Genomic DNA, 25,286 nt, shown 5'->3' on the forward strand with positions numbered 1-25,286 from the left:
AGGGTTTGATACCCTCCGTTTAGTAAATTTTATATTCTGACTACTTGAGAATATAAGGCGTAACCATCACCATAGCGATTTCTTGAGTGCTTTTAGCGCTTTCATCGCCCCCAAAGAGAAGTGAGTGCTCGCCGAATAAACCACCTGCACTACTCTTAGCTTTCTCAATCTTTTGGATCGATACTATCTTAGTGCTTCCATTAGGAATAATGGTGTTAATTCTATGAGTTTCACTCGCGTTCGTAGGTAAAGTAATTCCAGTTTCTGTATGATCTAGCATCTCAATATTTTCAGAGATCGAGATTCTACCTTGAATGAGCACTTTATCCTTGAATACTCTTGGTGTGAATAGCGATGTCAGACCAGTCTTATTGTATTCCGTTTCAGTACTCCAACTATCGTCGCCGCTATCATCGCTAGTTTTCTCGATCTTTGAAATGTACTTCTGCTCAACTACAGTCTGAAATGGTATCTCGGTGTTATTTAAGGTTGCAACTGGCATTTCATACTTAGTGGAAATCGTGCCGTATCTGCCCATTGCACCGATAACTGCATCAATGCCTGCTTTTGAAAAACTTGCACTCAATACATGATCCATAGCACCAAGTGACTTATTAGTCACATAGCCACCATTTATATTACTGAAGACTTTGCTTAAGAATTTATCAGCAGATAACGTTGTACTTATCTCATGATTTTTGTCCAACTTAACTTTTACGTAAGTAACATCCATGAAAACTACAGTTTCATTAGCAGCGTTCATAGTGTCAATCAACGATGTTACTTTGGTCAGAACGGATTTGCGATCAGTAACGGTAATATAACCATTCTTTTGATCAAAGGTTGCTTTGCCGTCTTTTGTCAACACTGACGAGACAGTTTGTTTAAGGTCTTCCCAATGATTTCCAGAAGCGCCGTACTCAGAAGACTGTTTAGTTTTTGCCTCCATTGAACCCGAATCATCACCTGATTCTGAGCTAGCCTCACTTTCTGTTGAAATTGAAATACTGCTGTTATAGGTCGCAGTATTATCCACAACGTGGAAGAGTTTTGTGTCTAAGTCATAGAACATAAACACATTATCGATCTCGTTATATTTCCAAGATAGACCTGTTTGAGTGGCTATCTTCTCCATAAAATCGACTACGCGACCATTAAAAATTAATGGTGGCAAAAGATCTTTGTCATCTTCTTCGTATTTGCCAAACAGTTTTGCGGCTTTAGGATTTGAGTTCTCTTCCCAGATCTCTTTAGGCTTTGGCTCCTCAGACTCTTCCCCGTATGGCAAAGGAACCGGAGGAAGCATACTTGCATTATCTTCAGATGCGATATCATTTGCGTCTTGGTTTTTGTCAACAAGACGAACAAAATCAATCTTAATCCCGTAATCGTCGAGCACTCTTTCCTTTAGATACTGCTCTGAAAATGGAATTTTACTATCAAACCTAATTTCTGAAGGCAGATAGCTTGGTATTTCAGTTGAACGGTCATTTGGTACGGTAAACGGCGTAGTGTCAACAAAGAAATCATCAACAATAACACCAGTACTAATCTCTTTAACCATTTCTTTAGAGGCAGATTCTATATCCTTAAAAGCTTCTACATTAGATGCTCTGTTCTCCTTGTAATCGTCAGTATGTATAGAAGAACACCCCGACAAGAAAGCAAATGACAACGGCGGCAAAACGCCTAGTATTTTATGATTCATTATTGTTGTTATTAATTATATTTACCTACAAAAATATGTAGCACTTTCCCCTGCGTGTAGAACTTATGGTTAACAGGTGTTTCGTCTGCATCCTTGTATCGATCAAGTAGAGCCTTGGTCACAGAGTAGAAGTTACCTTTCAGGTACACATCACTGATGTTCGTGAAGTCTTTACCATACTCGGCTAAGATTTCATTTCGAGTTTTAAACCCATTTGCATCAGCCCATTTCTCAATGCTAGTGAACAAGCTTCCTTTCTTAAATACGTATGTGTATGTCTTGTTAGGATCTAGTTGCCCCTTAAGGGATTCTGCGCCACCACCATTTACAAACTCTTCAAAAGTACCGTTACCATGACGAACGTATGATTCTTCATACTGTTTGCGCATCAATTGCAGCTTTTCTCTCTTTTCAGCAATCCTTGACTCTTCTTCAGCCCTTTCTTTCGCTTCAATTTGCTCTGCCGTTAATGACTGACCATTTGCACTAGGTTCAGCAAGCACAAGTTTCTCTTCTTCAGGCTCAACCAATGCCCAACTCGTATCAAGTACAAGTTTTTCGATATCAACTACTCCAGATTTACAATCAGCTGTATCGCAAATCACTACTTCAGATACATCTGTTGTAACTGGTTGAATAACTGGTGTTATTTCGGCATTGGATTCTGTACTAACAACAGAAACCTTGTTTGGACTCTTTGTGATGTGAACTAAAAGGTTGTTTTCAGCAGATAAGTCTCTTAGAACTCCGTCCCAGCGCTTAGAGCCATTCCAAGATATATTTTTCCCCTCAATGTTAGTATCAACATCAAGTTCAAAGTTATTAGGGACTATATGTGACAACACAACGATTAATGGCATATCCGTGAAACTAGCTGTAATGATTGATCCAGCTAGATCTCTAGGTGCTAGGAAATTATGCGTAACCTGATCTTTTACACTTGTGTTGGCTACGACTTGTCTGTCTGCATCCGTGATTATTGTCAAAGCTGCATTAGCACCATATGTACTCAGTGATAATGCTACTCCTATAACAATAGGACTAAGACGGAATTTGCGTATCTCCATTTTCAATATTTTATTTAAAGTTACTTTTTTGCGATCGCTTAGTCTAATATCTGCGATACTTTTTTTTACATAATACAGCCCAGACTATATGTCCAAACTCACTAACGGATAAATCGAACTTAGCCAGAATTGCAAAAAACGCAAAGCTAACCCCTAGAATTATCCATGTTGTTGTCGAGAATAAGTTAAGTGTTGCAACCATTAGGATAAGACCGAATAAACCATCTACGAACAAAAACTTTGCGGTAAGACCTGTTTCAGCCCAATAGTTATTAACATTTAAGTTTTCTTTTGCCTGTTCTGGGGTCATGCGTTGTCACCTCTTGAGAAATCAAGTTTAATTTCTTTAAATACTTTCTCGGATATAACGCCATCAGCAAAGAGTTGTTTAGCTTGAGTGACCATACTTTTGCCATACATCTCTGTTGCCTCTCTTAACAACCTTCTGTAGTTTGAAAGGTTTGCATCCTCGATATGTCTCTTCACATCCTGAGAAAAATGCAACTCTTCTCTCAATGCAATAACACCTCCGCCCACTTTCTGAAAAAGTCTTTGTGAAACGAATAATTCTGCTGCCTCAAGTATATTATGGAGTCTAGACTCATGCTCATTTACTGGGAAGTCGTTCAAGAGTCTTGTAACTGTTTCAGGTGCCCCGTTCGTATGTGTTGTTGTATACACCAAGTGCCCTGTCTGAGCCGCGTATATAGAGGCTCTTATTGTTTCAGCATCTCGTGCCTCACCAACGACACAAATTGTCGGTCTCCTACGCAGGAACGGCCTCATACCTGTAATAAAGTCTTTTACGTTAATACCGACAGAACTCTGCTCAATAATCACCTTATCGTTAATAAAGGAGTCATACACAAACTCTATAGGGTCTTCGAACATAACGATTTTTTCGTTCTCAAATTCCTCTGCTATTCTACGAATACCTGATGCAAGCAAAGTGGACTTACCCGAACCAGTCGGGCCAGACACAATCACGATGCCTTTGGGCGGCCTGAATTTGGAAAATAAATCTTCGCCATACTTCATATCCACCCATTTCGGTGGGTCTGGTGGTAATTGCCTAATTGTTATAGCTGGAACATTATTTCCCCTAACAGTTGTAGGAAAAACGTTGAGACGAAACCTATATTCACGAGGAAACGTATCAAAATCCTTTCTTTTGTGCTTTATAGTGAAATTACTGTCTATATAGTCTCCTCGTTCAATGATCGTTCTAGCTGTGTCACTACCGAACAAGCAGTTTGATATGGAGAAGACTTCTTCGTAGTCAAGCTCTCGACTAGCGACTGGGTAGTACACTTGCCCTATCTCCATGAGAGGTTTTCTCTTAGAGCCTATATGAAGGTCTGAAGCGTTAGCGTCAATCGCAGACTTAATAATTTTTCTAATGTCCTCACTTTCATGAAAATGAAGATCACCTAAATTAAAATCACTGTAATCCATCAACTAAATGTTTAGTTTCTAATTTATCTATCTTGGGCAAAGCCTTCCAGAGCTTGGACTGAGGGTTAAATGTACTTAATTTTTTGAGCTGTATTTTCGTAACACCTACATCCATGCCTTTTTCATCTGCCGTAACTCCTTCACTAATTGTCGTTGTTACGGGGTTAAAAGCGGCTCCGTATTTGAGCATAATATGAAACCTAACCATGCCGAAAAAATCACGGTGTAATTGGTTTACTTTCGACGAAACCTCTTGGTCTGCCATCTTTCTACCTCTAATCCAGCCTTGATAAACACCATTTTTCCAGTGAGTTAGTTCATTCGGCGTCAACGGAATCATATAAATATTCGGCTGATCAACCTTAGCTTCAGGTAAGCTTAAATAGTCAAGATATATAGGTGCTCTACGTATGAATTTAGCTTGAGCATAAGGAACATATCGCTCATCTATATGCTCATAAGTGTCATCTGTGACTTTGACGTAGTCTTCGGTCATTGATATTACTGGAGGAAGCACTTTGCCATCAGCAAGCATGAGGGCATTAAAGTTATAAATTGATCGAAGTTCAGCATCTGCACGCTGAGTGAAGTTTTTGAATCTGTTTAGTGTATGGGCATAGCCATACTGAGCTCCATATCTTACACCTTCATTAAATACCAACCCAGCCCTCAAACCTCGTTCTATTCTTTCATCTCTTCGTTCAGCTACTTTTTCACTAGTTAGGGCTTTGTTTTTTAATTCTAATAAATCAGGCATCGTGAAGTTTGAGACCTTATTAAAACCAATGTTCTCATCGAAATAAGAACTGGTTTCACTATCATCAAACACGAAAGTGCCAGATTCATAATAGAAATTATCACTAACCTCTCTAGCAGCGTCAGTGCTAATTGTATCTACATCTTTAAGGTCTATTGCGCTCATTATAAGTAGTCAATTTGAATGATTTTAAGTCCTTCAAGGACACGAATATCAATTCTATCTTTGTGAACATTATTGATGCGATGTATCACATCCATAACATTTAAAGGACGAGACTCTTTTGACGTGTCGATGCTAATATCGATCCTTCCTAGTGGCCTTGATGCAGAAGGTGCAGGTGTATAACCACTTAGGGTTGCTAGCATTTCAATTACTGGGTAGAAGTCCCCAGTCCATTTCAAATCAACTATTCTCTCCATGCCTGCCGGAACATAACTGTTCTGAAAGATATACTCGTCGTACTCTTCTCGTGACATCTCTAAACTTGCTTTACCATTTGCAAGAGCGGATAGCTCACGTAACGCCTCACTACTTGCGGCTGCACTATCAACAAGATCATGGTAAGCCTGAGACATTTGGCTTTCATTGAGATCGGTTTGATTAAATGTAAGCTCTGCTGGTTCAACATCTGTAGGTGAGGAAGAACATCCAGATAGGATGAGAGCTGGCAACAATATTATTAACCGTTTCATTTTTACTTTTAATAATAGGAAGATTTTTTTTGATAGGCAAACAAAAAACAGCGACATCATGTCGCTGTTTTTATTAGAAAGGATTATTTGTTAAGCCTGATGTAGGAACTCAATATCTACAGCAGCAGAGCTACTTGTAGAACCAGCATTACAAACCGCTACAATTCGAGCTGGAGCTTCATCAGCAGCCGTATCACCACCTACAGCACCAAGATCTGAACCGTTAACTGTAATAACTTGCCAACCTTGAGTTTGCGTTCCACGAATAAACTCTTGGCATACACGACCTGCTGGAACGGCTTTGTACTCGATCTTGTATTGACCGGAAGTTGTTGCGCTTGTTACAAGAACTTGCTTTTTCCAGATTGAAAGCAAAGCCGTGTTACCAGCAGCACGCTCGTAGCTAGACGGTGCTACTTGAGTAAATGTTGCTGGGTCGTCAATACCAGTGTAATCAATTGTACGTTGGTACATACTTTCAATAGCTGTTTTGAATTCGTTTACCTTATTGGATTCCTCACGAGCATCATTCATGTTTTTTGTATCCATTGCACGAGGAACAATTAATGCACCAAGACCAACACCGATAGCAATTACAAGAATAAGCTCAATCATTGTAAAACCGCGTTTTGAACGTAGAGACTTGTTACTAAAAAGATTCATAATAGTTTTTTTTATACTATATAAATTGCCTCCAACGATTTTCAAGAAAATTTAATTAAATTTTTCCAATGAATTTATCGACAGTATCTAACCCTATTCTTTTTTCTTTAACTAAGGGCATTGCTTTATCTAGCATAGATTCCCATTTCGTTAACCTTAATGCGGAATATACATCTAACACTGTAAATGTCACATCCATAAACGAAGATGGATTGTGTGGCGTTTTAATAAAATCTGTTATTACCATCCTTGATAAAGAATCTTCGTTATTTCCAACTATACAAACAATATCTTCAGGCATTGGGGATGAATCTATTTTACTGTAGAAGTCATATGCGTAAGAATCTTTAAATTGAACCTTCATTTTTGAATTTGTGTCGTATGTAGGCAATTCAACCGTACCATAAACGCCAATAAGGAACTGAGATAACTGGGAGCAAGTAAACATGGATAGAGTTTGAACGAAGACATTTATACTACTCTGAGCAACACATGAAATAAAAACAAGAACCCCATTTTTGACAAGTTCATATGCAGCATCAGTCGCCAGTACAAAATCAACACCTAAAAAGGACACAACCCTTACTGAAAGGGATGTGATGTCATTCACCAAATCTTCTAGAGTTGCTGATTGTTCAACCTCTCCGTTCACTGTGTATACCCATGCCCCGTCAATGCGCTCTACAACTACCTGAGAGCCTCCAATATATTCATTAACTGCTGAGTACATACTCATAGCTGTAACCTCAGACCTCGAAGTTATATACACAGCACCAGATGCTGTATTAAGCATTTTATTAACCTCCCTATCACGGAGGAATGTACGCTCCATTAAATGCTTATTTTTTTTAGTTTGAATTAGAAAATAATTTTCGCTGAGGTTTACAGCCTCTATATCAAAACCGTCTATACATAGTCCGTCAAGAAAATTAAGTTCGGTATCTTCGTTAATTCTTATACGTACAGTGTTATCAATAAGAACTCCATTCCTTATCGCTTTAATAATAATGTTATTGCCTTTTACTTGAACAGTAATAGCATCTGCACGCTGACTTAGATATTTCTGTATAACAGGGAAAACCATTCCTAAATTAAAGTCTGGGATAAATCTATCCTCGAAGTTTTCACCAGTAGTCAAATGATCGATTAATTGAGCTTTATTCATTTTCATTTAAGTACCCTAGTAGCTTATAATACGCAATCTTTACTTTGTCATTAGGAAACATAAATTCACATCCAATCATGCAACCTCTAACCCAAGCAACGCTCATATCAATAACCAAACCGTCAACGCTTATTTCCTCAGCATTGATAACGAGTTGAACTTTACTTCTTTCGGTCAGTTGAACATTACTATCTAACGCAAGTGAACAGCCTGAGGCGCTCAAGTCTGCCGTAGAACCATTAATAAGAAATCCGTTTGAAATCACATAGCAAGATCGACTTAAAGATAACCTTTTAAATTTTCTTTGACCTTTCATTTTCTATTAACGTTACAAATTACATGGACTGTTGTAAATGTGGCATCATGACTAAAGGTATATTTGAAAATAAAAGTCAGGAATTAGGATGTCAGATTACGAGTTAGACATTCTTGATGCTGTAGAAAGCGACGAGAATGACAAACATAGCGATCACCAACAAGAGCCTGATACGTTTAGTGTTGAGGCTAAAAACCCCGATAGAGACGCTGCGTCTATATACATGTCGGAGGTAAAAAAGTCAGTCTTACTTGATGACGTTGGTGAGATCAACCACAGTCGAGGAATAGAGTTTAGAAAAAACTCAATTCTTCTATTTTTATTAATGATCCCAAGTGTTAGAGAAAAATTCTACAAGAACTACATTAGCGACATTGAGAAAAATTGTGGGCACCCAAAAATCATCCGCTTCGGCGATAGTGATGCCCCAAAAGAGGATAAGTACCCAGCTGAATTAACCGAAATCATTGAGGGGGTAAAGGAAATTGGTGACACTTTCCAAGCTGAGTTTGACGCTACCCAAATAACAATGCTCTCACTTGCTGTTAAGGGGCTTGGATCAATTGTAAAGGTATCAGCGCCAACAAAAGAGACCTCTAAGAAGGAGGGTGACAAAAAATTCTCTTTACCTACATCCTCCTTTAGCTTTTACAATTACGATAATCTTTCTAAGGGAATCTCCAATTGCTCTAATGGCGTAAAGTCCTTTGTTCAGATTGTATGTAAGCTATTTGAGTTCAACGTAGATTACGATTACATACGAAAACTCTACAACGCAACAAAAGAGTTACGAGATGAAATTGGCGAGTGCGAACAAAAGATCATTAAGGTTAATGAGCAAACCAAGACTTTTAAAAAAGCAGAACTCATTAATTCAATGAGAAATACGATATCATCTGGAAATGAACTAAAACTAACTGACGACCGCATTCTGTCAGCTAGAGTGTTGCTTGCCCAGAGTGATATCGAGGCTGTTTTAAGAAAGCTTGGCATTGATTACCCAACTTTTAAATCACTTTGGGCAGAGCCATCTCTGCACTTCACGCATAGCAACAATATAATTGGGCAAATGTGTAAGTCGAACCTTAGACTCGTTCTATATGTCGCAAAATCATACAACCACCCGCAAGTTGAATACCTCGACTTTGTTCAAGAGGGAAACATTGGATTAATGAGGGCGGTTGAGAAATTTGACTACAGAAGGCGTTATAAGTTTTCAACTTACGCTACATGGTGGATTCGACAAGCCATAACTCGTGCTATTGCGGAGCAAGGTAAGCAAATTCGTATACCTGTTCATATGCTTGAGATTATGAAGCAAGTAGACAAAGCCAAAAAAGCTTATGTTGCAGCGCATGACCGTCAACCAACCGCTGATCAGATCGCCCTTGCCACTGGTATCAAACTAGACAAAGTAAAAGATGCACTTCAGGTAGAGAGCGACCCTATATCGCTAGAGAAGCCTGTCTCTTCAGAGGACGAAAATAGTTCTCTGGGTGACTTCTTTATGTACGAAGATGAAAACACAATTCAGACTCCATCACGTTCCAGAGATTGCGAGGATACACGCGATGTCGTTCTGAGGTTTTTAGATAAGCTACATCCTCGTGATGCACGTATTATTCTCATGAGATGGGGGATTATGTCTAATCGAGAGCACACGCTTGAGGAAACTGGGACACAGTTTGGTGTGACGCGTGAACGAATTCGCCAGCTTGAGTCAAAGTCAATCAATAAGCTACGTGATTGGCTTGAAGAGTACTACATGCTAGATAAGTAGTAAGCTAAAAATGAATAAAAAAGCGAGCATGTGCTCGCTTTTATTGTTTCTAAGTTAGTTATTTTAATACCCATTCGATTTCAGTGAGAGCTCCACAAATAATCTCTGTGTCTTCTGACAAGCTAGTTACTTTTGAGCCAAAAGACAAAGCTAAGCCTGCATAATACTTACAGAGCACTTCTCTTGCTCTCTCAGAGCCCTTCTCGTTAGCTTTGTTTAGAACAGTAATTGCTTTTTGCGGGTTTGGTTTAACAGCGTCACCAAAGGCTCCTGTGCCCCCACCTAAAAGCAGCTCACCATACATCACCATCGCTTCGACATTCCCCTTTTCAGCAGCTTTCTCAATCCATCTAAGTGATTCATGAATATCTTTGCGAACACCGTCGCCATTTAGATACATTTTGCCTAATTCATAACATGAACTTGGATCATTGTTTTGTGCGGCTATCCTTAAGTAGTCATCTGCTTTGTGTGCGCTCTCACGTTGTTCATACAACCCTTTCTTGTATATCAAGCCCAATGCATTTGCTGCCAAAGGACTTCTCTTTTCTTTAACTAGGTTATCTAGGTTTTTCAGAGAATCAGTTATGCTTTTCTCAACCATGTATCCTTCCAACTTGAGCAAGCACCTAGCGACTATTGCGTTTTCATTTTCCTTATCAGCATCATTGTTCAGCTTCTTAAGAAAACGCTGCTTCTCATTGTCAGTTTTTAGAGATAGTAGGTGTGATACGTAACTATTGTTTATTTTTAAGTCCATAAACGATTGTGTTAATTAAAGCACCACAGTAACGAGGTGCGTTTTTATTTATAGTATTTATTGTGTCGGAACCATACAAATTTTGCTCAAACGGACTTACACCTTCTGAGACTAGGTAGGTCAAAGATTTGATATAGTCCTTTCTGCATAGCATTTGCATAGGGGTTACACCTATTTCGTTACTGTATAAATTAAAATCCAAATCTTTAAACTTTGCTATTAAATTATGGTCATCAAATTTGAGACTCTCAACTAGCGACTGAGGAACAGAAAAGCCTTCCTTGTCTATCTTTACACTAGTAGATGGAGTTGCATCTAAGATAAATCGAGCCGTTTCATAGTATCTTGAAAACATAAAGTCTTGAACAAACAAAGTCTTCAAGAAATCAACGTCCTTAAGTCTTAACTTACTCAGTATCACTAAATCATCTAAATGAGTTAATTCATTATCATCCAAATAAGAGCGGTACTGACTTACCAAAGACAACTTCTCTTGAGTCAGCAACTTTTCAACAACTGTAACTCCATCTTTATCGTGAAAGTATGGGTTTACAGACTGAGAATTTTCTTTTAAAAAATCATAGATACATGTTTCTTTTTTATCTAAAAGGTCATGCACCAAAGGTTGTCCATTCAGAGTTTCTTTATACGGATTGATAGTGACACCAAAACACATGTCTGTCGCTTTCGCTCCACCAGATAACACCGTTAGTAAAGCTAGAATTGATACTCTTTTCATTTTAGGAATCTCTTGTTTTGATGGGTCTGTCTTCTTTGAGCAATCTTTGTTGCAAGTCTATTTCAGTTCCCAACATATCGAACTTACCATTTTTAATTAGTGGAACCACCGAAGGTGTATCAACTAGTATTGTGCTATTAATCCTTGAACCAGTTCGCTCCTGATGGAGGCACAATCTAAAGCCGCTGTAAAGTAACTGAATTGCTTCCTTTTCATCCATTACTGATGATGCATAGGTAATCACCCTTTTGAGTGCTGAAATTGGGTTGTCAGCATGTACTGTTGCTATTACCAGCCTTCCATCTAACGATGACCTTAATGCGAGGGCAGCAGCCTCTGAATCCCTTATTTCCGATATAAACATTAACCCCGGCTTATCTGTTGGATAACACCTCATTGCCATGCGGCCTGCATCGATGTAGTCCTTTGCTTGATGTATTTCCATTTGAACTAATCGTCCCTTACCGTGGACTCCATCGAGCGGTAGTTCGGCAGGGTCTTCGATAGCTAAACAAAAACCTCCAAATTTTTTGAGCCTTTCAAGAATTATTGCTGCGCAAGTTGTTGTTTTACCTTGCCCCGGACTTCCTGCAACAATAATTAACCCGCCCCTATTCAGTCGCCTTGCAGTACAAACCTGTTTAACCTTTAGAGGTATACTTATCTGGCTGAGCGGAATTGTCTCCATAGGTTGCGCCCTGAGGTCTGCTATCAACCCATGTATCCCCCTAATCAACTGGCACCTGTAAAATTTTCTATTGTACTGAACCGTAAACGACCCTCGCCTCTTCTGTGCTATCTCTGAAATCTGTTGAGCTAACTTTTGGACATGAGGCTTTAACGCGTCACATACAGGCATACATTCTTCTATATCACGGTAGTAAACATTGCTTTTGTTGACATCAGAAAAATTTATATAGATATCAGTAAAATCAAGTGGATCAAAAACCTTTTTAGTTTCTTCCATTTTTTAGTTAGCTTATAAAATGGATGGCACAAAAAAAAGCGGGTTAACCCGCTCCTTTTTTTTATAACTTAATTTAGAAGTCGCCTGATTGTAGTATTCCTACTACGTCATAGAAGGCCACGACACCAAAAATAATCACACAAACTATTGTGATCATAAACAATGTGCCGATGAAGGACATTTTTGCTGGAAGGTCTTTGGTAACCTTCTTCATGCATTCATTTGAAACATCAATCAAAGCGCCCTCTAAATTATCCCCCTTCGCAAGTGCTGAGAGATCTTCGCCATATTCGCCTAAAAACTTAGTTTCAAACACTGATGAACTATCTTCTGCCGAGGTTACACGAGCAAACATTTCGCCCACGTGTCTTTTCATATACTTGTTGGAAGTCTTGTGAATGAGATCAAGAGCATCCCTAAACCTAATTCCGGCAGTTAACAATGAAGACAAAGACTTTAGAAAAATGCTTATCTGCATTGATTTATAGATGCTGTAAGGCATAAAGAATCTATCAAGAGTATCTCTGACTGATGGAGTAAACTTCATGATAAGGTTTGGTGTCGACCATTTGATAAAAAATGCTATACCAATCAAAATAGAAAACGTTTGTTCAGGGTTGCCGCCCACAGCAGTTGCTAAATCGTAGAAGGATTTCGACATCTCTGTCCACTTATGCATTGGGACTAGATCGAGAAGTATAGGCATTAAAGAAGTCTTCGCACCAACAAGCATTCCGACTAGAATAATACATGCCATTACAGGCATAAATAGACTTTTCCTTACCGTCCATACGATGTTCTTAACTTCGAGTTCTAATGAAATACATCTATCAAATGCTTCATCATAAGCCCCTGTCTCCTCGCCCGTTTTAATTATCACTAGTTCAGTTGGCGTTACCCAACCTTCAAATGCATCAGGCAGAGATCCAGCACCACTTATAACTTCATATGCATGTTTCAAAAAATGATACTCTGGATTGATGTGCATCATCACATCTTTCTTATCTTCATGTTTCTTTTTTAAATATTCAAAAACATCAAGTACCTGCCAGTTGTTTTTTAATAACGCTCCTATTTTTTTGTATAACTTTTCTTTCCCAGAATAACTTTTAAACCGAGATTTCATTGAGTTAGTAAGAATTGACATTAGTGTTTTTTATATAATTGAGCTGCCTATTAAATCTAGTTCAGCTTCTATTTCGTAAGGGTCAAATAAGCCCAATCTCATCTTTTCGACAGCATCTTCAAGTGCTGTTTTACCATCCATGTTTTTCTTCCAGTAGACCATTAATTCTCTATCTGCACCCTTCTGAATCATCTCTAGTGCATTCATATCAGGAACTAACCCTTCAGAGGCAACCGAACGACCGGATATTCCAGAGAATTTACACTCTGGACAACCATCACCCTTAAACAAAATTGAATCGTTCTTTATGTCTGACACTGACGCAATGCGGTCATAGAGTCCACTAAGTTCATCTGGGTTATTGAATCTATGATAAGACTCAGCAACAATATCAGCTTGTTCTGAATTAATTAGCCTTATGTCCTGTAAGTACCTGATGAAACTACCTCTTGTGTTCATCTCCTTGTACCTACCGTAGTTTGATTTAACAGACTCCATTCCCATTAAATTCAATGTAACTAAGAGGTCTCTTTCACTAAGTCGATTTGGAACCCTTCCATTAACAATGGTTCTAGCGCAACTAGGACATACTTTGGGAAGAAGTTTTTGATAAAAGAGACCTGCTATAAACTTAGGAGTCGATAAGGTATGTCTATCTACACCCAAACTTTCAAGTCTTGATACTGACTCAACTGCACCCGCTGAGTGAAGTGTCGATAAAACTGGATGACCCGATTCGACAGCTTGTTGAGCTAATTTCCCACTTTGTCTATCCCTAATCTCGCCAATCATAATAAGGTCGGGGTCCATTCTAAGGCTTGTTCTAATTGAACTCTCAAAACTCTTAGAAGCATCACCATCATCATCACGAACGACAGGTATCTGCGTTGCCGCTGGAATGAAGTATTCTGGTGGGTCTTCGACCGTAATTACCGCTATTTCACCATTTCTTTCCAGAATCTTGCCCATAAGGATATTCTGTAGAGTTGTTGATTTACCTGAACCTGTAGTGCCGGAAACCAAAAATAATCCTGATGGTTTTGATATCGCTATACCGAGTCGTGACCGCTCCCTTTTTGCATATCCCATCTCCTCTGTAGTCAACGGCCTAGTGGCGTTTTGAATTCTTAGAAGACGAATAACCATTGTAAAACCGGAAGGAGACGCTGGAGCAGTAGCTACACGCCCTCGCAATCTTACAAATCCAAAATCCTTGTCGATTAAAGCATCTTGTGGGATCTCTGGTTTAAAATAAGGTGCTGAGACAGTTGTCAGAACGTTGTATATAGTCCTGCCCCAACTCACCCCCTTTTTAGCGCCGAGTTCACGAGAGACCTTTAGTTGCCCGTTTATCCGCCTACGTATCCGTGCTGTTGATTCTCTTACTTCTAGATGGATATCAGAAACTCCATCACGAAGAGATTGAACTATTTCATCTTCTACTTCAGTAACGTTCTCAAAGACTTCCACTTCTTCTTTTTGAACAGCTACATTACCTTCCTTAACTCTAGAATCGAATTCTTTCTTAATCTCGATCATTAATGACCTGTCTTTGACAGGCTGAGTATGACGGTCTAATTTTGCTTTTTGAATCTTATCTATTGCCGTCGAACCGTTGGCGCTAGACAACCAACGTTTATGACCAAGAACGTAAACAACTTCTTCATCTACACCGTTATTTTTCACACGTGCATGAATAAACATCGCGAACTTCTGATCCTTTGGAGAGAGCTTTAACACTTTGCAATCCCCATTTTCGACGCCCATCAGTATCCAATCTTCACCTAGATCAGCGACTGAGTTTATGTCTTTTCTTTTCCTCATTCTTGGAAGTTCTTTTAGTAGAATTTATGTTTTTTCCACCTAAATAAAAACTTTTGTATTAAAAAAAGCAGGTCATAAACCTGCTTTAACAACATCCACCAGCATCAAGAGAGCGAGAACTCTTCTGGGTCAGTAACCTTTTTAGGTTTTTTTTGTATATTTCTAGGCGTTGCAGACCTTGCCTTGATGAAGTCAACGTAGTCCTGCTCCACCCCTTGCCAAAGTACAGGCTCCTCTTTTGTGACTAAGGCTGTTTCTATGAAGATTTCATTAGGTCTCATCCTCGCAAGCTTCACGCCTTGTGATTTAGGGTATGAAATGATTTCATCAACAGGGAACCGCATATGCCTCGCTAGAGAAGTGAAGAGTGAAACTTCAGAATTTCTATCAAGTAACTCTTCCACTAATACGATTTTCGCATCTGGATATTTTTTCAGAATAAAGATGTCTTTCCCCGCTATTTGCTTCGAATACAAGCTTTCAGCAGAGCAAATAAACCCGTAACCATGATCGTGAATCAAGACATACTCAGCGCCTTCCTTATACTCGAAGATAGAAATCGGTTTATCTCCATTTGAGCTAATCAATGTGTTTATGTGTATGTCCTTTCTTCCCGAAGGCACACTATCTACAGAAATTGTGTACGAACGTCCCGCACTTGAAAAGACAATCAAGTCTTTATCTTGCATAGTCTCAATGCTTGAAACGAACTTATCATTAGGCTTAAGCATATTTGATGGAGATTCATCTAAGCCATGCCCCTTACGAGACATTAACCACCCATCTTTGGTCACAAATACAGTGACTGGGTCTTTTGGTTTCTCGACGGTTAGTTCAGCTTGGGTAACATTAACCTCTTCAATTAGAGTTCTCCTGTCGTTATCTAACTTCAGAGTGGCAGCTTTAAGCTCTCTACCAATAAGGTTTCGTTGTTTAACCTTTGACTCAAGAAGCGCCTTTAGGTCATCAATCTCCGTTTCAAGCTTGATTCTTTCAGAGTTAAATTTATCGAACTCTAGCTTCTGTAACTCCTTGAGTCTAATCTCCAATACGTCAAGAGCTTGCCTTTCAGAGAGAGAGAATTCATCCATTAGAACCTCTTTAGGGTCATCCTCCTCACGGATAATCTCTATCACTCTATCGATGTGAGACATTACAGCAATTCTTCCCAAAACAATTTCATGTCTTCGTATTAGCTTGTCGAGGCGATTCTCTGACCTTTTAACGATTGTTAAACGCCTGTACTCAACCCAATCTTTTATTATGTTTGGTAAGGAACGAACTTCTGGTCTTCCATCAAGAGAAAGGATAGTCATGTTGAACTTCATTGTACTTTCAAGTTCGAACAATTTTATGAAAGACTCCATGAACGCCTCAGGCTCGACCTTGCCAGTACGAGGAGATATGACAATTCTAACCTTGCCCTGTTTAGCCTCATCTGCTGATGTATGGTCAACCACCCCATCTTCATTACTTAGGAAGTTTCTTATAAATGCCTTTCTATCCAACTGCTTTTGATCAACGACCACCTTTTTATCTTTTTGCTTTTTAGGCACCTCGTATGTGTCAGCCGAACTTACTATTTCTATTAGCTTTTTAGGGCTCTTGTCGAAAGGTAATTCGTAGACCTCAATATCATACTGACCTCTTGCCTTCTCTAATACGCGCCATCTCGCACGTACACGCAGCCTCCCATACCCTGTCTCGTAACACTGCAATAACTCCTTTTCTGAGTTTATTATATGACCGCCAGTAGCAAGGTCTGGCCCCTTTATGTGTGCCATTAACTCAGATGTGGTAGCATCGTTGTTCTTAAGGTATGCAAGAACTGCATCACACACTTCTTGTGCATTGTGAGAAGGGACATTGCTTGACATACCAACAGCGATACCCTCAGAACCATTAATCAAGATCACTGGAATTGGGGCAGGTAAGAAAATTGGCTCTTCAGTAGTTTGGTCAAAGTTTCCTCTAAAATCCACAGCACCAAGATTAACTTCCTCAAGAAGAATGTCAGCAAATGCAGTAGTTCTAGATTCCGTATAGCGCATTGCAGCAGCGGAATCACCATCTCTCGAACCAAAGTTACCTTGCCCATCGACTAGTGGGTATCTTGATTTCCATGGCTGTGATTGTCCAACCATTGCTTCGTAAACAGCTGCGTCACCGTGTGGGTGATATTTACCAATCACATCACCTACAACGCGTGCAGATTTTTTGTAGTCAGAGGTGCTGCTGATACTTAACTTTTTCATTGCGTAAAGAATACGCCTGTGTACAGGCTTAAGCCCGTCTTGTATACATGGTAAAGCACGCCCTGTAAGGGTTTGCATTGAGTATGCCATGTAAAGTTCTTTCGTTAGTTCTTCAAATTCTTCGTAAGTCATGACAAACCCTTAATCTAAATAGTTTTCAAAATTACCGTTTTGAGAAATCCAAGACTTTCGCGCCGAGGTTTCTTTTTTTGCGAATAGGAAATCGAGCTCTTTGATCAGATAGAGAATTCCATCGTTATCAACTTGTGGAATAATCAATGTTCTTGAGTCTGGATCAAGAGCCGTCTCAGCCAACTGATCAGGGTTCATCTCACCCAATCCTTTGAATCGGTTAATCTGGATTTTTTCTTCTGAGTAACCCTCTTTTTTGAGCTGAATTACCTTCCTATCTCGTTCAACCTCATCCTGAACATAGTGCTTTTGCGGCTTTAACTTGCCTTGTTTTTTGGCCTCAACGCTGAATAGAGGGGGTTGAGCAATACAGTAATGTCCTTGTGTAATTAGGTGCGGAAAATGCCTTAGTACATTCGCTGTTACTAATGTTGAAATGTGATGACCATCGACATCGGCATCCGCAAGAACAATACAGCGCTCATAGCGAAGCTTTGATAGAACTTCTTTCGGGTCGTCCGTTAGTGTGTGTGGTTTTACACCTAGAACTACAGAAAGGTCTGCTATCTCTTGGTTTGTTAGGGCATTGTCGGAAGTAATATCCCATGCATTGATTGGCTTACCTTTAAGTGGCATTATCGCTTGGGTTTTTCTACATCTTCCCATTTTCGCTGAGCCACCAGCCGAATCCCCTTCTACAATAAAGACTTCAATGTCAGATCTTACTTTAGAAGTGCAGTCCGATAACTTGTCGGGAAGTGGGGAAGTTGCCGAGCCACTTTTGCGGACAACATCCTTCTTCTCTTCTTTCATGCGAGCTTGTGCATTCTCAATGGACATATTGGCAATATCAAGACCAACACTATGATTCTTCGAAAGCCAACTTTCCATCTTGGCTTTTACACAGAACTCCGAGAGTGCAACCATATGTCTAGACAAAAGTTCTTCTTTGGTTTGCCCTCTGAACTTTGTCTCTACACACTTTGCAGAAACCAAAAACGACATATTTGATGCTACATCTTGGCGGCGAAGCTCAACACCTTTTGGCATTAAAGCATTTGAGTTACAGAAGTTTTTTACCGCCTCAAATACACCCCGCTCGAAACCAGCAACATGAGTACCACCATCAGGAGTTACTACAAGGTTAACGTGAGAACTTCGGAAGTTTTTCCCAGCTTTTACAAAGGATAAACCCCACTCTATACCCTCACCCTTTTTATTTACTTCATGGTCATCTGTTTCCCAGTAATGTTTATCCACATATACGGGTGTATGAACAGAGCCAACTAACTGGTTTAGGATGTACTCGGTAATTCCGTCCTCGTAATGCCATTCAGTTACTTTATCTTCGGTTTCGTCGTCTTTTCCCTTAACTGTAAGTCTAAACGTACTTCCAGCAAGTAGGATAGCTTTCGCTTTTACAGCTGTTACTAGCTTGTCTATAGGGAAGTCTTCTGAATCAAAATAAACTGGGTCAGGCCAAAAGCGAACGGTTGTGCCCGTTTCATTTTCTGGGCACTCGCCAATAACATTGAGCTCCTCACACAGGAGACCATTTTCGAAAGATATGTAGTGAACTTTACCGTCTCTTTTAACGCGAACTTCAAGCCTTCTACTAAGGGCGTTAGTAGCTTTGACACCCACACCATGAAGACCGCCACTAACGCCGTAAGCTGATTCACCACCATTATCAAATTTGCCACCTGAGTTCATTTCAAGGAACAATATCTGTATAGCTGGTAATTTATAATCTGGGTGCAAATCCACTGGCACGCCGCGACCATCATCTGTTACTTCTAACGAACCGTCTCTGTGTAACGTGATAAAACAGTTGTTGGCAAACCCTCCTAAGATTTCATCTGACGCGTTGTCAATAACTTCACAACTAATGTGGTGTGGATCAATTGGGTCAGTATACATCCCCGGACGTTTTTGAATATGTTCCAGACCTTTCAATACCTTAACGGCACTAGCGTCATACTTTTGTTTTTTGGACATAAAACTCTTATTTACTGAAAAAATATGAGAAATAATACCACGCTGTAAAGGGGAGAATTGAAAGCGGTTGTTTTTAAAAACACTAGAGCTAAAATTGACAACAGTGAAATTAAAAGAGTAATTCAAATTACAGAAGACATTTCAATAACATTAGCAGGAACAGCACAATGACTTTAAGTACACTTAAGCGCAGTCTGAAGGATATCAAGAAAAATGCTTCAGCATTTTCTGAAGAAACAGCTAAATCGATCATACAAACATCAAAAGATGCTACACAAACTGTAAATTTAGGCATATCAAACACAAAAGAATTAGTATCTGAAAGCCTTGATACAACGACAACAGCAATCACCGACGCCTCAAACAACGTTAAGCTTAGTATTAGTAAAACTGTAGCTAGTGCGGATAACAAAGTTCAGAAAACACTTGATGAAACCGACATATTGCTTACTAGATTAGTTTCTCATGCGTCAGATGCTGCTGTAGTCGCAGGAGCAAGCGCCGTGGGTGTCGGAATTAGCTCATTGCTAGTAACGCCAATCATACCCGGTGCCTTTCCTTTATTTGTTGCTATTGCTGCCATAGAGTCAATGATGATGTTTTCTGACATGTCTATGCGAACGACCTCTAAAATCAAAAAAGAAGAAAAATCATTGCAACTCAAGAGGGTTGCAAAAGGACTTAAACGTTATGGGGTTGTCACGGAAGATGCCGTTTTCAAATCAGACAAAGTTGAAGTTGAGATAGATTCTTTAAACGGGGAGATTGACGGTGTGATTCTAAAAGGCGAATACAAAGGAATAAGACTTTCAGATATGGACAAAGATGAAATAGTCAATTTGATAGATCATAAGGGCACGGACAAAGAAACTAAAGAATTCCTGAAGCTCTACACTAAATTCAGAGAATGCTAACTCTTATCTTCAGTAACTATGAAAACGAACTGCCAGATAACCCTATCTGGCAGTACTAAGGGGGGTTCAGGGTTTCTATTGACATGAGCCCCCTCTTTTAACCCTAAATAGTCATCTTATTGGTAGATTGACACTTGATCTCTTGTACCTTAAGAACTTCTTTAATATCAGCTAATCTGCTATCCGTAACCGCTACAACAACAGCGCCTAAGTCATTATGAAGGCTTCCATAAATCCCGTATTCAGATTTTAATTCATTCAATCTGGACGCATATCTTACTCTAGCTAGTTCGTCGTTAGCATATTGTGGACTATAGAGATCTGCTTCTATTTGTTTAAGAGCTTCAGCTAGATCGTCGTCCATGTATCTTTCATTTATATAGTCATCAATTGGATTTGTCGCAGAACCATAACTTCTTGGTTTGAAGAACCTATTTGTGAAAATTTCTCTTAAACCACCAAATTCTTCTATAAATTCTTCAAGGCTACACTCGACCAACTCGTCTGTGTCATATGAGTAGTAGCCCTCATCATCGAAGTTATATTCAGGACAATTCGTCTCAAAAGAAGAAAGCATAAAATGATATGTTTGTGGTGACTCCAAGATTGCTCTTTCAATCAGACTCGGATGGCTTTCAGCGCTCATGATGTTGGAAATGTTATCCTCTGTTAATACAACCTCTCCAATTACTAAATTACCGTTATCACCAGCAAATGAGTCTGCTTGTATTTTACTTGTAGACATATAGAAAGCCGTACCCTGCGCATCGTTACGATGACCTTCCCTACTGCCAACCTTACTAAGATCGATCGTATCTCCTTGGAAGTCTTTAGAGCCATGAAATACAGGTAAAGTTACTTCACCCTCCTCTCTTATTTGCTCAAGTATCTCCTCAACAGTGAGGTATTTCTCGCCACGCTCTAATTCAGACGTTGACCTTAATAACTTTTCTTTGAAATCCATCCTTTTAATTTAAGTTTAATAGATAACCATTAAAGAGGTAAGCCTTACATCCACCAGTACCACAAATCACAGTAATTTTGTTATTGTGCTACAAAGTCTTATCGAAATTATGTGCAGATAATGGAAACAGAAAACGTATTAAGACCAACAGCCTTTGATAGCTTTATTGGTCAACAAAAAATTGTTCGTCAATTAAAAACTCATGTTCTAGCAGAAAAGCTTAGAAAAGAACGTGGTGATGCCTCTTACTTAGACCACATGGTTTTCGAAGGTAATGCAGGCTTAGGTAAAACCTCTCTTGCTTTCGTAATCGGCAAAGAGCTCGAAGCAAAAGTAAAGGTTATGCAAGGGGTATCGATTGAACACCAAGGTCAGCTAGTGGCGAACATACTATCCTTAGAGGAAGGCGACATTTTCTTTATCGATGAGATTCACGCTTTGAGCAAAAGCTTGCAAGATGCTCTTCTAACAATCATGGAAGACTTTAGACTTGATATCACTCCCCCAGACGCTGATCCGATAAGCATAACTCTTCCTAGGTTTACACTAATAGGAGCCACAACAGAAATCGGCACTTTACAAACACCATTGAAGGATCGCTTCATCCATAAGTTTAAGTTGCTACGTTATACTGTAGATGAGTTAACCGAAATCTTGGTTAGGAGTTGTAACTTGTTGTTGACGACCTACGATGATGAAGCGCTTAAGTTTATTGCAGGGGCATCAAGAGGTACACCTCGTATAGCCAATAACATTTTAAAGAAAGTTCGCAATTATGCCGACGTCTATAATAACAACCATATATCTTTAAGTATCGCCAAAGATGCTTTAAATGACGCATCTATTGAGGAGTCTGGACTAGAGGAGAGTGACAGGCAGTACATTAACGCGTTGTTAGAAGCAAAGAAACCCTTGGGCATAAAAACTATTTCAGGGATGCTAGCTATCGACATTAAGACAATAGAGAACGATATAGAATCTTTCTTGCTGTTCCATGGTTTGATTGAGAAGAATCCAAAAGGAAGAATACTATCAGAAAAAGGGATGAGAGTTGCTAAAGGAGAACTAAATCTCTAGTACTTCCCTCCCCTTCTTTATGAGCTAACAATACAACCATGTTTCACAGTAATGTCAAGGAATGTGGTTGATATATAGTCACAGTGTAACGTTAAACATAAGGAATAGACATGAGACTAGAAAGGTACAATCTAATCGTTAGGTTGCTTTCGAACTTCATAAATGAGTTAAAGATGACTCACACGCACACCCAAGAGTCATTAATGAATGTAATCGCCATAGGTCTCTGTAAAGTCCATACAGACCATAATCTCACGATTGATGAGGTTAGATACGTATTAAATACGCCTTTATCTAATTTCTATTCAGAACGTCTTTTAAAGGATTTATCTTAGTTAGGTATTTTGATGCTGGTGGATGTTAAAAGGGGTCGTTTCTTCCGACCCCACTACAAGCATTAATCTTCAGGAGAAATTATCTTCCTGATAGCTTCTTCAACCTCTTTGATTTTACTGTCTGGTATTCGTTTAAACTCAAATTGAATAGTTGATTTGGTTTGAATTTTACGAACAAACTTATGTGCCTGAGTAAAAGTAACTAATGGAGTTACAATGTTCTCAAATTTCGGTGGAGCTTTTATAAATGAGCCCACAGAGCGATCAAGCAAAGAAATGATTTTAGACTGCTTTTTCTTTGTGTCTAACTTGGTCTCGTCATTGATTTCAGATACTTCTTTAGAAATTGTACCAAGGAAGTTTTTTATCACCACATCAACGTTAGTTTCTTCCTTAGCTGCTAGCTCAAGTAGGCTGTTTGATACTTTGTAAACTGACTTATACTTGTTTACAGCAAGGCCGTTATAGTCTGGGATTATTGAGATCAGAGATAGAGGTATTTCTGCAAACTTCAATTGGGACAATAGCGTTTGATACTCTGAATCTGTGTATGTCTCCCCGAATAAATAGCGAGCGTAATCCTTCTTCTCTTCAAACTTCCTATTGCCTTTTTCATCTAGGCTCTCAAATTCTTCTAAACGAACTAAACCCAGTTCATAGTAAGAATGCGTCTTAACCCTGCGACTTATTTGACTAATGTACCTTGCTTCGGCATGAGTAATCTGAGTTCTGGCAACGTAAATGCGCAGTGGCTTGCCAGAGATAATGCATGATTTACGGCGGCGACTACCATCCATTAACTGAATCTTATCAGTTTCAGGGCTCTTATTTGCAATTGCGGGGAACAAGTTACCTTTATCAGACAGGCTTGGGATAATATCTTGGAGTGACTCTTCGGTTAAAGCATTCGGGTCACGCTCGTTACTTGGATGAACTTCAGTTAAAGCTTCAATTTGGTCTGAAGGTATTGTTAGTAAGTCAAAGATAACCTCTTGATCGTTTGCCAATGGAAAAGGTGTACCTGACTCATCTATTGATATACCAGACTCACTAAGGAATTTTGTTAGTGCTCCAGTTGTGTCAACACCATTTTTAGCACCGCTCTCAAGGGTTCTCAGCAATTGCTTGAAAAGAGGCTTTTGTTTCGTCTCAAAATCATGTTGTGCAATCAGTTTTTTTTCTGCACTGCTATCTTCTTCAATAGCATCACCACCAAACAAATCGACCATAATTATTACCTACTAAATTCTTTGATTGACAGGATGGAGTCAAGTTCGCTGTACACAGATCTTAGTGCGGCTAAGCTATCTGTGTAACCTTTTGTACTTTTAGTATCGAACATCTGAAGAACAGTGTTGTTCGCAGACGCTTCCTCATACTTCTTATTTTCAAGTATTCGGGTAACAAAGCAGTCGCCTTGTGCAACTATCTTATCTGCTGTTGCGGCTAGTTCAGGTTTATTCTGATGCTTAGTTATCATCGTTCTAATTGCGTGTAATCCATCCCAATCATCAGGAACAAGATGTTGGATTATCAACGCTAAAAGGTTCAGGTATTGAACATATGCCTTGTAATCTTGTTTTCGGGTAGTTGTTGGAATTACCAAAAAATTAGAGGCATAAAGCGTTGAAGTCATGAAGGTGTCTGGTGATGGCCCTGTATCAATAAATACGATATCAAATAAGTCTCTAAGAGGCTCTATGACGGTATCTTTATATACCGAGAACGCTTCGTCTTTGCGACCCTTGCCAAGCTCATTAGCAATACTGATAGGAATTTCGCTATCGGTTATTACTGAAGGAATAAAAGACAGGTTATCTATGTAAGACTGTAGTACTACGTTATCAAGAAGGTGTCTTCGGAACTCCTCTTGCTTTTCTGGGGTAAGTCTTTCTTCTCGCGTTAATTGAAGAGACTCTTTAATTAATGTGCGCACACTTCTAAGAGAAGAATTTGCGCCAGCTGAATGTGAAAGATAATGACGAAGAGAACCTTGAACGTCTGCATCACAAAGCAGAACTCTTCTGTTCTTTCTTACATCGTTTGCAGCCTCAGCAGCTAAGTGCAAAGCTGTATTTGTCTTGCCTACACCGCCCTTTGCTATGTTAACCAATATTACAGGTAGGTCGAATTTATCAGGATTCTCTGAACGACGTTGCTCAATTGACTTGATGCCAAATCTAGAGACTATCTGTAATGCCTGTTCGCGAGACAAACTGACACGATTACCGCCATCTCTGATAATAAATTGACCCTCTTCTTTTTCTAGAAAGTCTATATGGGCTTGAACATGGTCAGGCGTCACACCGACTATGTCGGCGATGCGTTGTTTATTAAAAGTAAGAGGCTTTACCCTATCAATCAAATTCAGAGTTAGCTTCTCTTCTTCATCCAAAGCTACCAATGAGTCATGGTGACGTTTTAAGTTCTCCACATTCTCAATTGCACGTTTCTTCATAAGTTACACCTTAATGGTCTATTAAAGAGCTAAATCTAAGATAGCATAGGTAAGTGATGGTTAGGAGATAATTTACCTCGGAAGGCTTTAAGTTAGCTCAATTATGTGGTGGAGTTTGAGTTTTTGCTACT

22 protein-coding genes are annotated in these 25,286 nt (G+C 39.3%); 3 read left to right on the forward strand and 19 right to left on the reverse strand.

The genetic code is table 11. The features are described 5' to 3' along the window. Positions 1–40 precede the first annotated feature (40 nt). The 9 genes from KJB35_RS20905 to KJB35_RS20945 all read right to left on the reverse strand — a co-directional run bounded on the left by KJB35_RS20905 (position 41) and on the right by KJB35_RS20945 (position 7,826). Positions 41–1,708: a hypothetical protein gene (locus KJB35_RS20905; protein WP_285469749.1), complete on the reverse strand. Its 1,668-nt coding sequence runs from the start codon at positions 1,706–1,708 to the stop codon at positions 41–43. Positions 1,709–1,719: 11 nt separating this feature from the next. After that, positions 1,720–2,694 carry a hypothetical protein gene (locus KJB35_RS20910; protein ID WP_285469750.1) on the reverse strand — a complete coding sequence of 325 codons (975 nt, stop codon included), beginning with the start codon at positions 2,692–2,694 and terminating at the stop codon, positions 1,720–1,722. 124 nt (positions 2,695–2,818) lie between these two features. Beyond that, positions 2,819–3,085, reverse strand: a complete 267-nt coding sequence (locus tag KJB35_RS20915; protein ID WP_285469751.1) for a hypothetical protein — start codon at positions 3,083–3,085, stop codon at positions 2,819–2,821. Next, complete coding sequence (locus tag KJB35_RS20920; RefSeq protein ID WP_285469752.1) at positions 3,082–4,230, reverse strand: type IV pilus twitching motility protein PilT; 1,149 nt, start codon at positions 4,228–4,230, stop codon at positions 3,082–3,084. The genes KJB35_RS20915 and KJB35_RS20920 overlap by 4 nt, the downstream gene beginning before the upstream one ends. Then, the gene (locus tag KJB35_RS20925; RefSeq protein ID WP_285469753.1) at positions 4,217–5,152 is read right to left on the reverse strand and encodes a type IV secretory system conjugative DNA transfer family protein; all 936 of its coding nucleotides are present in this window, start codon (positions 5,150–5,152) and stop codon (positions 4,217–4,219) included. The genes KJB35_RS20920 and KJB35_RS20925 overlap by 14 nt, the downstream gene beginning before the upstream one ends. After that, positions 5,152–5,682 (reverse strand): DotD/TraH family lipoprotein, encoded by a 531-nt coding sequence (locus KJB35_RS20930; RefSeq protein ID WP_285469754.1) that lies wholly within the window; start codon positions 5,680–5,682, stop codon positions 5,152–5,154. Before KJB35_RS20930 ends, KJB35_RS20925 begins: the two co-directional genes overlap by 1 nt. Positions 5,683–5,772: 90 nt before the next feature. Continuing rightward, the gene (locus tag KJB35_RS20935; protein ID WP_285469755.1) at positions 5,773–6,345 is read right to left on the reverse strand and encodes a type 4 pilus major pilin; all 573 of its coding nucleotides are present in this window, start codon (positions 6,343–6,345) and stop codon (positions 5,773–5,775) included. A gap of 55 nt (positions 6,346–6,400) precedes the next feature. Then, positions 6,401–7,516 (reverse strand): hypothetical protein, encoded by a 1,116-nt coding sequence (locus KJB35_RS20940; protein WP_285469756.1) that lies wholly within the window; start codon positions 7,514–7,516, stop codon positions 6,401–6,403. Continuing rightward, positions 7,503–7,826, reverse strand: a complete 324-nt coding sequence (locus tag KJB35_RS20945) for a PilZ domain-containing protein (RefSeq protein ID WP_285469757.1) — start codon at positions 7,824–7,826, stop codon at positions 7,503–7,505. The genes KJB35_RS20940 and KJB35_RS20945 overlap by 14 nt, the downstream gene beginning before the upstream one ends. Positions 7,827–7,914: 88 nt before the next feature. On the opposite strand from KJB35_RS20945, the gene KJB35_RS20950 reads away from it, so the two are divergent. Next, the gene (locus KJB35_RS20950; RefSeq protein ID WP_285469758.1) at positions 7,915–9,606 is read left to right on the forward strand and encodes an RNA polymerase sigma factor RpoD/SigA; all 1,692 of its coding nucleotides are present in this window, start codon (positions 7,915–7,917) and stop codon (positions 9,604–9,606) included. A gap of 58 nt (positions 9,607–9,664) precedes the next feature. Here KJB35_RS20950 and KJB35_RS20955 read toward each other — a convergent pair whose 3' ends face one another. From KJB35_RS20955 to KJB35_RS20985, 7 genes are all read right to left on the reverse strand, one after another. Further along, the gene (locus tag KJB35_RS20955; protein ID WP_285469759.1) at positions 9,665–10,366 is read right to left on the reverse strand and encodes a tetratricopeptide repeat protein; all 702 of its coding nucleotides are present in this window, start codon (positions 10,364–10,366) and stop codon (positions 9,665–9,667) included. Continuing rightward, positions 10,344–11,105, reverse strand: coding sequence for a hypothetical protein (locus KJB35_RS20960; protein WP_285469760.1), 762 nt, complete (start codon positions 11,103–11,105; stop codon positions 10,344–10,346). Before KJB35_RS20960 ends, KJB35_RS20955 begins: the two co-directional genes overlap by 23 nt. A 1-nt stretch (position 11,106) precedes the next feature. Further along, positions 11,107–12,072 carry an ATPase, T2SS/T4P/T4SS family gene (locus KJB35_RS20965; RefSeq protein ID WP_285469761.1) on the reverse strand — a complete coding sequence of 322 codons (966 nt, stop codon included), beginning with the start codon at positions 12,070–12,072 and terminating at the stop codon, positions 11,107–11,109. Positions 12,073–12,145: 73 nt separating this feature from the next. Continuing rightward, positions 12,146–13,219 carry a type II secretion system F family protein gene (locus KJB35_RS20970; protein ID WP_285469762.1) on the reverse strand — a complete coding sequence of 358 codons (1,074 nt, stop codon included), beginning with the start codon at positions 13,217–13,219 and terminating at the stop codon, positions 12,146–12,148. Positions 13,220–13,228: 9 nt separating this feature from the next. Next, positions 13,229–15,022: a GspE/PulE family protein gene (locus KJB35_RS20975; RefSeq protein ID WP_285469763.1), complete on the reverse strand. Its 1,794-nt coding sequence runs from the start codon at positions 15,020–15,022 to the stop codon at positions 13,229–13,231. Between the two features lie 104 nt (positions 15,023–15,126). Continuing rightward, a complete protein-coding gene (locus tag KJB35_RS20980; RefSeq protein WP_285469764.1) occupies positions 15,127–17,409 on the reverse strand; it encodes a DNA topoisomerase (ATP-hydrolyzing) in 2,283 nt (760 codons plus the stop codon). Positions 17,410–17,418: 9 nt separating this feature from the next. Then, positions 17,419–19,407 (reverse strand): DNA topoisomerase IV subunit B, encoded by a 1,989-nt coding sequence (locus KJB35_RS20985; protein ID WP_285469765.1) that lies wholly within the window; start codon positions 19,405–19,407, stop codon positions 17,419–17,421. Between the two features lie 167 nt (positions 19,408–19,574). Between KJB35_RS20985 and KJB35_RS20990 the strand changes: the two genes are divergently transcribed. Continuing rightward, complete coding sequence (locus tag KJB35_RS20990; protein WP_285469766.1) at positions 19,575–20,321, forward strand: hypothetical protein; 747 nt, start codon at positions 19,575–19,577, stop codon at positions 20,319–20,321. Positions 20,322–20,424: 103 nt separating this feature from the next. On the opposite strand, the gene KJB35_RS20995 is transcribed toward KJB35_RS20990, so the two are convergent. Further along, positions 20,425–21,285: a hypothetical protein gene (locus KJB35_RS20995; protein ID WP_285469768.1), complete on the reverse strand. Its 861-nt coding sequence runs from the start codon at positions 21,283–21,285 to the stop codon at positions 20,425–20,427. Positions 21,286–21,405: 120 nt separating this feature from the next. On the opposite strand from KJB35_RS20995, the gene ruvB reads away from it, so the two are divergent. Beyond that, positions 21,406–22,362, forward strand: coding sequence for a Holliday junction branch migration DNA helicase RuvB (ruvB, locus tag KJB35_RS21000; RefSeq protein ID WP_285469769.1), 957 nt, complete (start codon positions 21,406–21,408; stop codon positions 22,360–22,362). Between the two features lie 397 nt (positions 22,363–22,759). On the opposite strand, the gene KJB35_RS21005 is transcribed toward ruvB, so the two are convergent. Then, on the reverse strand, positions 22,760–23,917 hold the full coding sequence (locus tag KJB35_RS21005; RefSeq protein WP_285469770.1) for a ParB family protein: 1,158 nt from the start codon (positions 23,915–23,917) through the stop codon (positions 22,760–22,762). Between the two features lie 14 nt (positions 23,918–23,931). Beyond that, entirely contained in the window at positions 23,932–25,155 is a 1,224-nt protein-coding gene (locus KJB35_RS21010) for a ParA family protein (protein ID WP_285469771.1), read from the reverse strand. Positions 25,156–25,286: the final 131 nt, after the last annotated feature.

Source organism: Vibrio sp. D431a, from assembly GCF_030248655.1.
GTDB classification, from domain to species: Bacteria; Pseudomonadota; Gammaproteobacteria; order Enterobacterales; family Vibrionaceae; genus Vibrio; species Vibrio alginolyticus.

Excerpts from the sequence above, each read along its gene's own strand:
- KJB35_RS20905 (WP_285469749.1), bottom strand. The coding sequence starts at position 1,708 with ATGAATCATAAAATACTAGGCGTTTTGCCGCCGTTGTCATTTGCTTTC.
- KJB35_RS20915 (WP_285469751.1), bottom strand. The coding sequence starts at position 3,085 with ATGACCCCAGAACAGGCAAAAGAAAACTTAAATGTTAATAACTATTGG.
- KJB35_RS20920 (WP_285469752.1), bottom strand. The coding sequence starts at position 4,230 with ATGGATTACAGTGATTTTAATTTAGGTGATCTTCATTTTCATGAAAGT.
- KJB35_RS20925 (WP_285469753.1), bottom strand. The coding sequence starts at position 5,152 with ATGAGCGCAATAGACCTTAAAGATGTAGATACAATTAGCACTGACGCT.
- KJB35_RS20930 (WP_285469754.1), bottom strand. The coding sequence starts at position 5,682 with ATGAAACGGTTAATAATATTGTTGCCAGCTCTCATCCTATCTGGATGT.
- KJB35_RS20935 (WP_285469755.1), bottom strand. The coding sequence starts at position 6,345 with ATGAATCTTTTTAGTAACAAGTCTCTACGTTCAAAACGCGGTTTTACA.
- KJB35_RS20940 (WP_285469756.1), bottom strand. The coding sequence starts at position 7,516 with ATGAAAATGAATAAAGCTCAATTAATCGATCATTTGACTACTGGTGAA.
- KJB35_RS20945 (WP_285469757.1), bottom strand. The coding sequence starts at position 7,826 with ATGAAAGGTCAAAGAAAATTTAAAAGGTTATCTTTAAGTCGATCTTGC.
- KJB35_RS20950 (WP_285469758.1), top strand. The coding sequence starts at position 7,915 with ATGTCAGATTACGAGTTAGACATTCTTGATGCTGTAGAAAGCGACGAG.
- KJB35_RS20955 (WP_285469759.1), bottom strand. The coding sequence starts at position 10,366 with ATGGACTTAAAAATAAACAATAGTTACGTATCACACCTACTATCTCTA.
- KJB35_RS20960 (WP_285469760.1), bottom strand. The coding sequence starts at position 11,105 with ATGAAAAGAGTATCAATTCTAGCTTTACTAACGGTGTTATCTGGTGGA.
- KJB35_RS20965 (WP_285469761.1), bottom strand. The coding sequence starts at position 12,072 with ATGGAAGAAACTAAAAAGGTTTTTGATCCACTTGATTTTACTGATATC.
- KJB35_RS20970 (WP_285469762.1), bottom strand. The coding sequence starts at position 13,219 with ATGTCAATTCTTACTAACTCAATGAAATCTCGGTTTAAAAGTTATTCT.
- KJB35_RS20975 (WP_285469763.1), bottom strand. The coding sequence starts at position 15,022 with ATGAGGAAAAGAAAAGACATAAACTCAGTCGCTGATCTAGGTGAAGAT.
- KJB35_RS20980 (WP_285469764.1), bottom strand. The coding sequence starts at position 17,409 with ATGACTTACGAAGAATTTGAAGAACTAACGAAAGAACTTTACATGGCA.
- KJB35_RS20985 (WP_285469765.1), bottom strand. The coding sequence starts at position 19,407 with ATGTCCAAAAAACAAAAGTATGACGCTAGTGCCGTTAAGGTATTGAAA.
- KJB35_RS20990 (WP_285469766.1), top strand. The coding sequence starts at position 19,575 with ATGACTTTAAGTACACTTAAGCGCAGTCTGAAGGATATCAAGAAAAAT.
- KJB35_RS20995 (WP_285469768.1), bottom strand. The coding sequence starts at position 21,285 with ATGGATTTCAAAGAAAAGTTATTAAGGTCAACGTCTGAATTAGAGCGT.
- ruvB (WP_285469769.1), top strand. The coding sequence starts at position 21,406 with ATGGAAACAGAAAACGTATTAAGACCAACAGCCTTTGATAGCTTTATT.
- KJB35_RS21010 (WP_285469771.1), bottom strand. The coding sequence starts at position 25,155 with ATGAAGAAACGTGCAATTGAGAATGTGGAGAACTTAAAACGTCACCAT.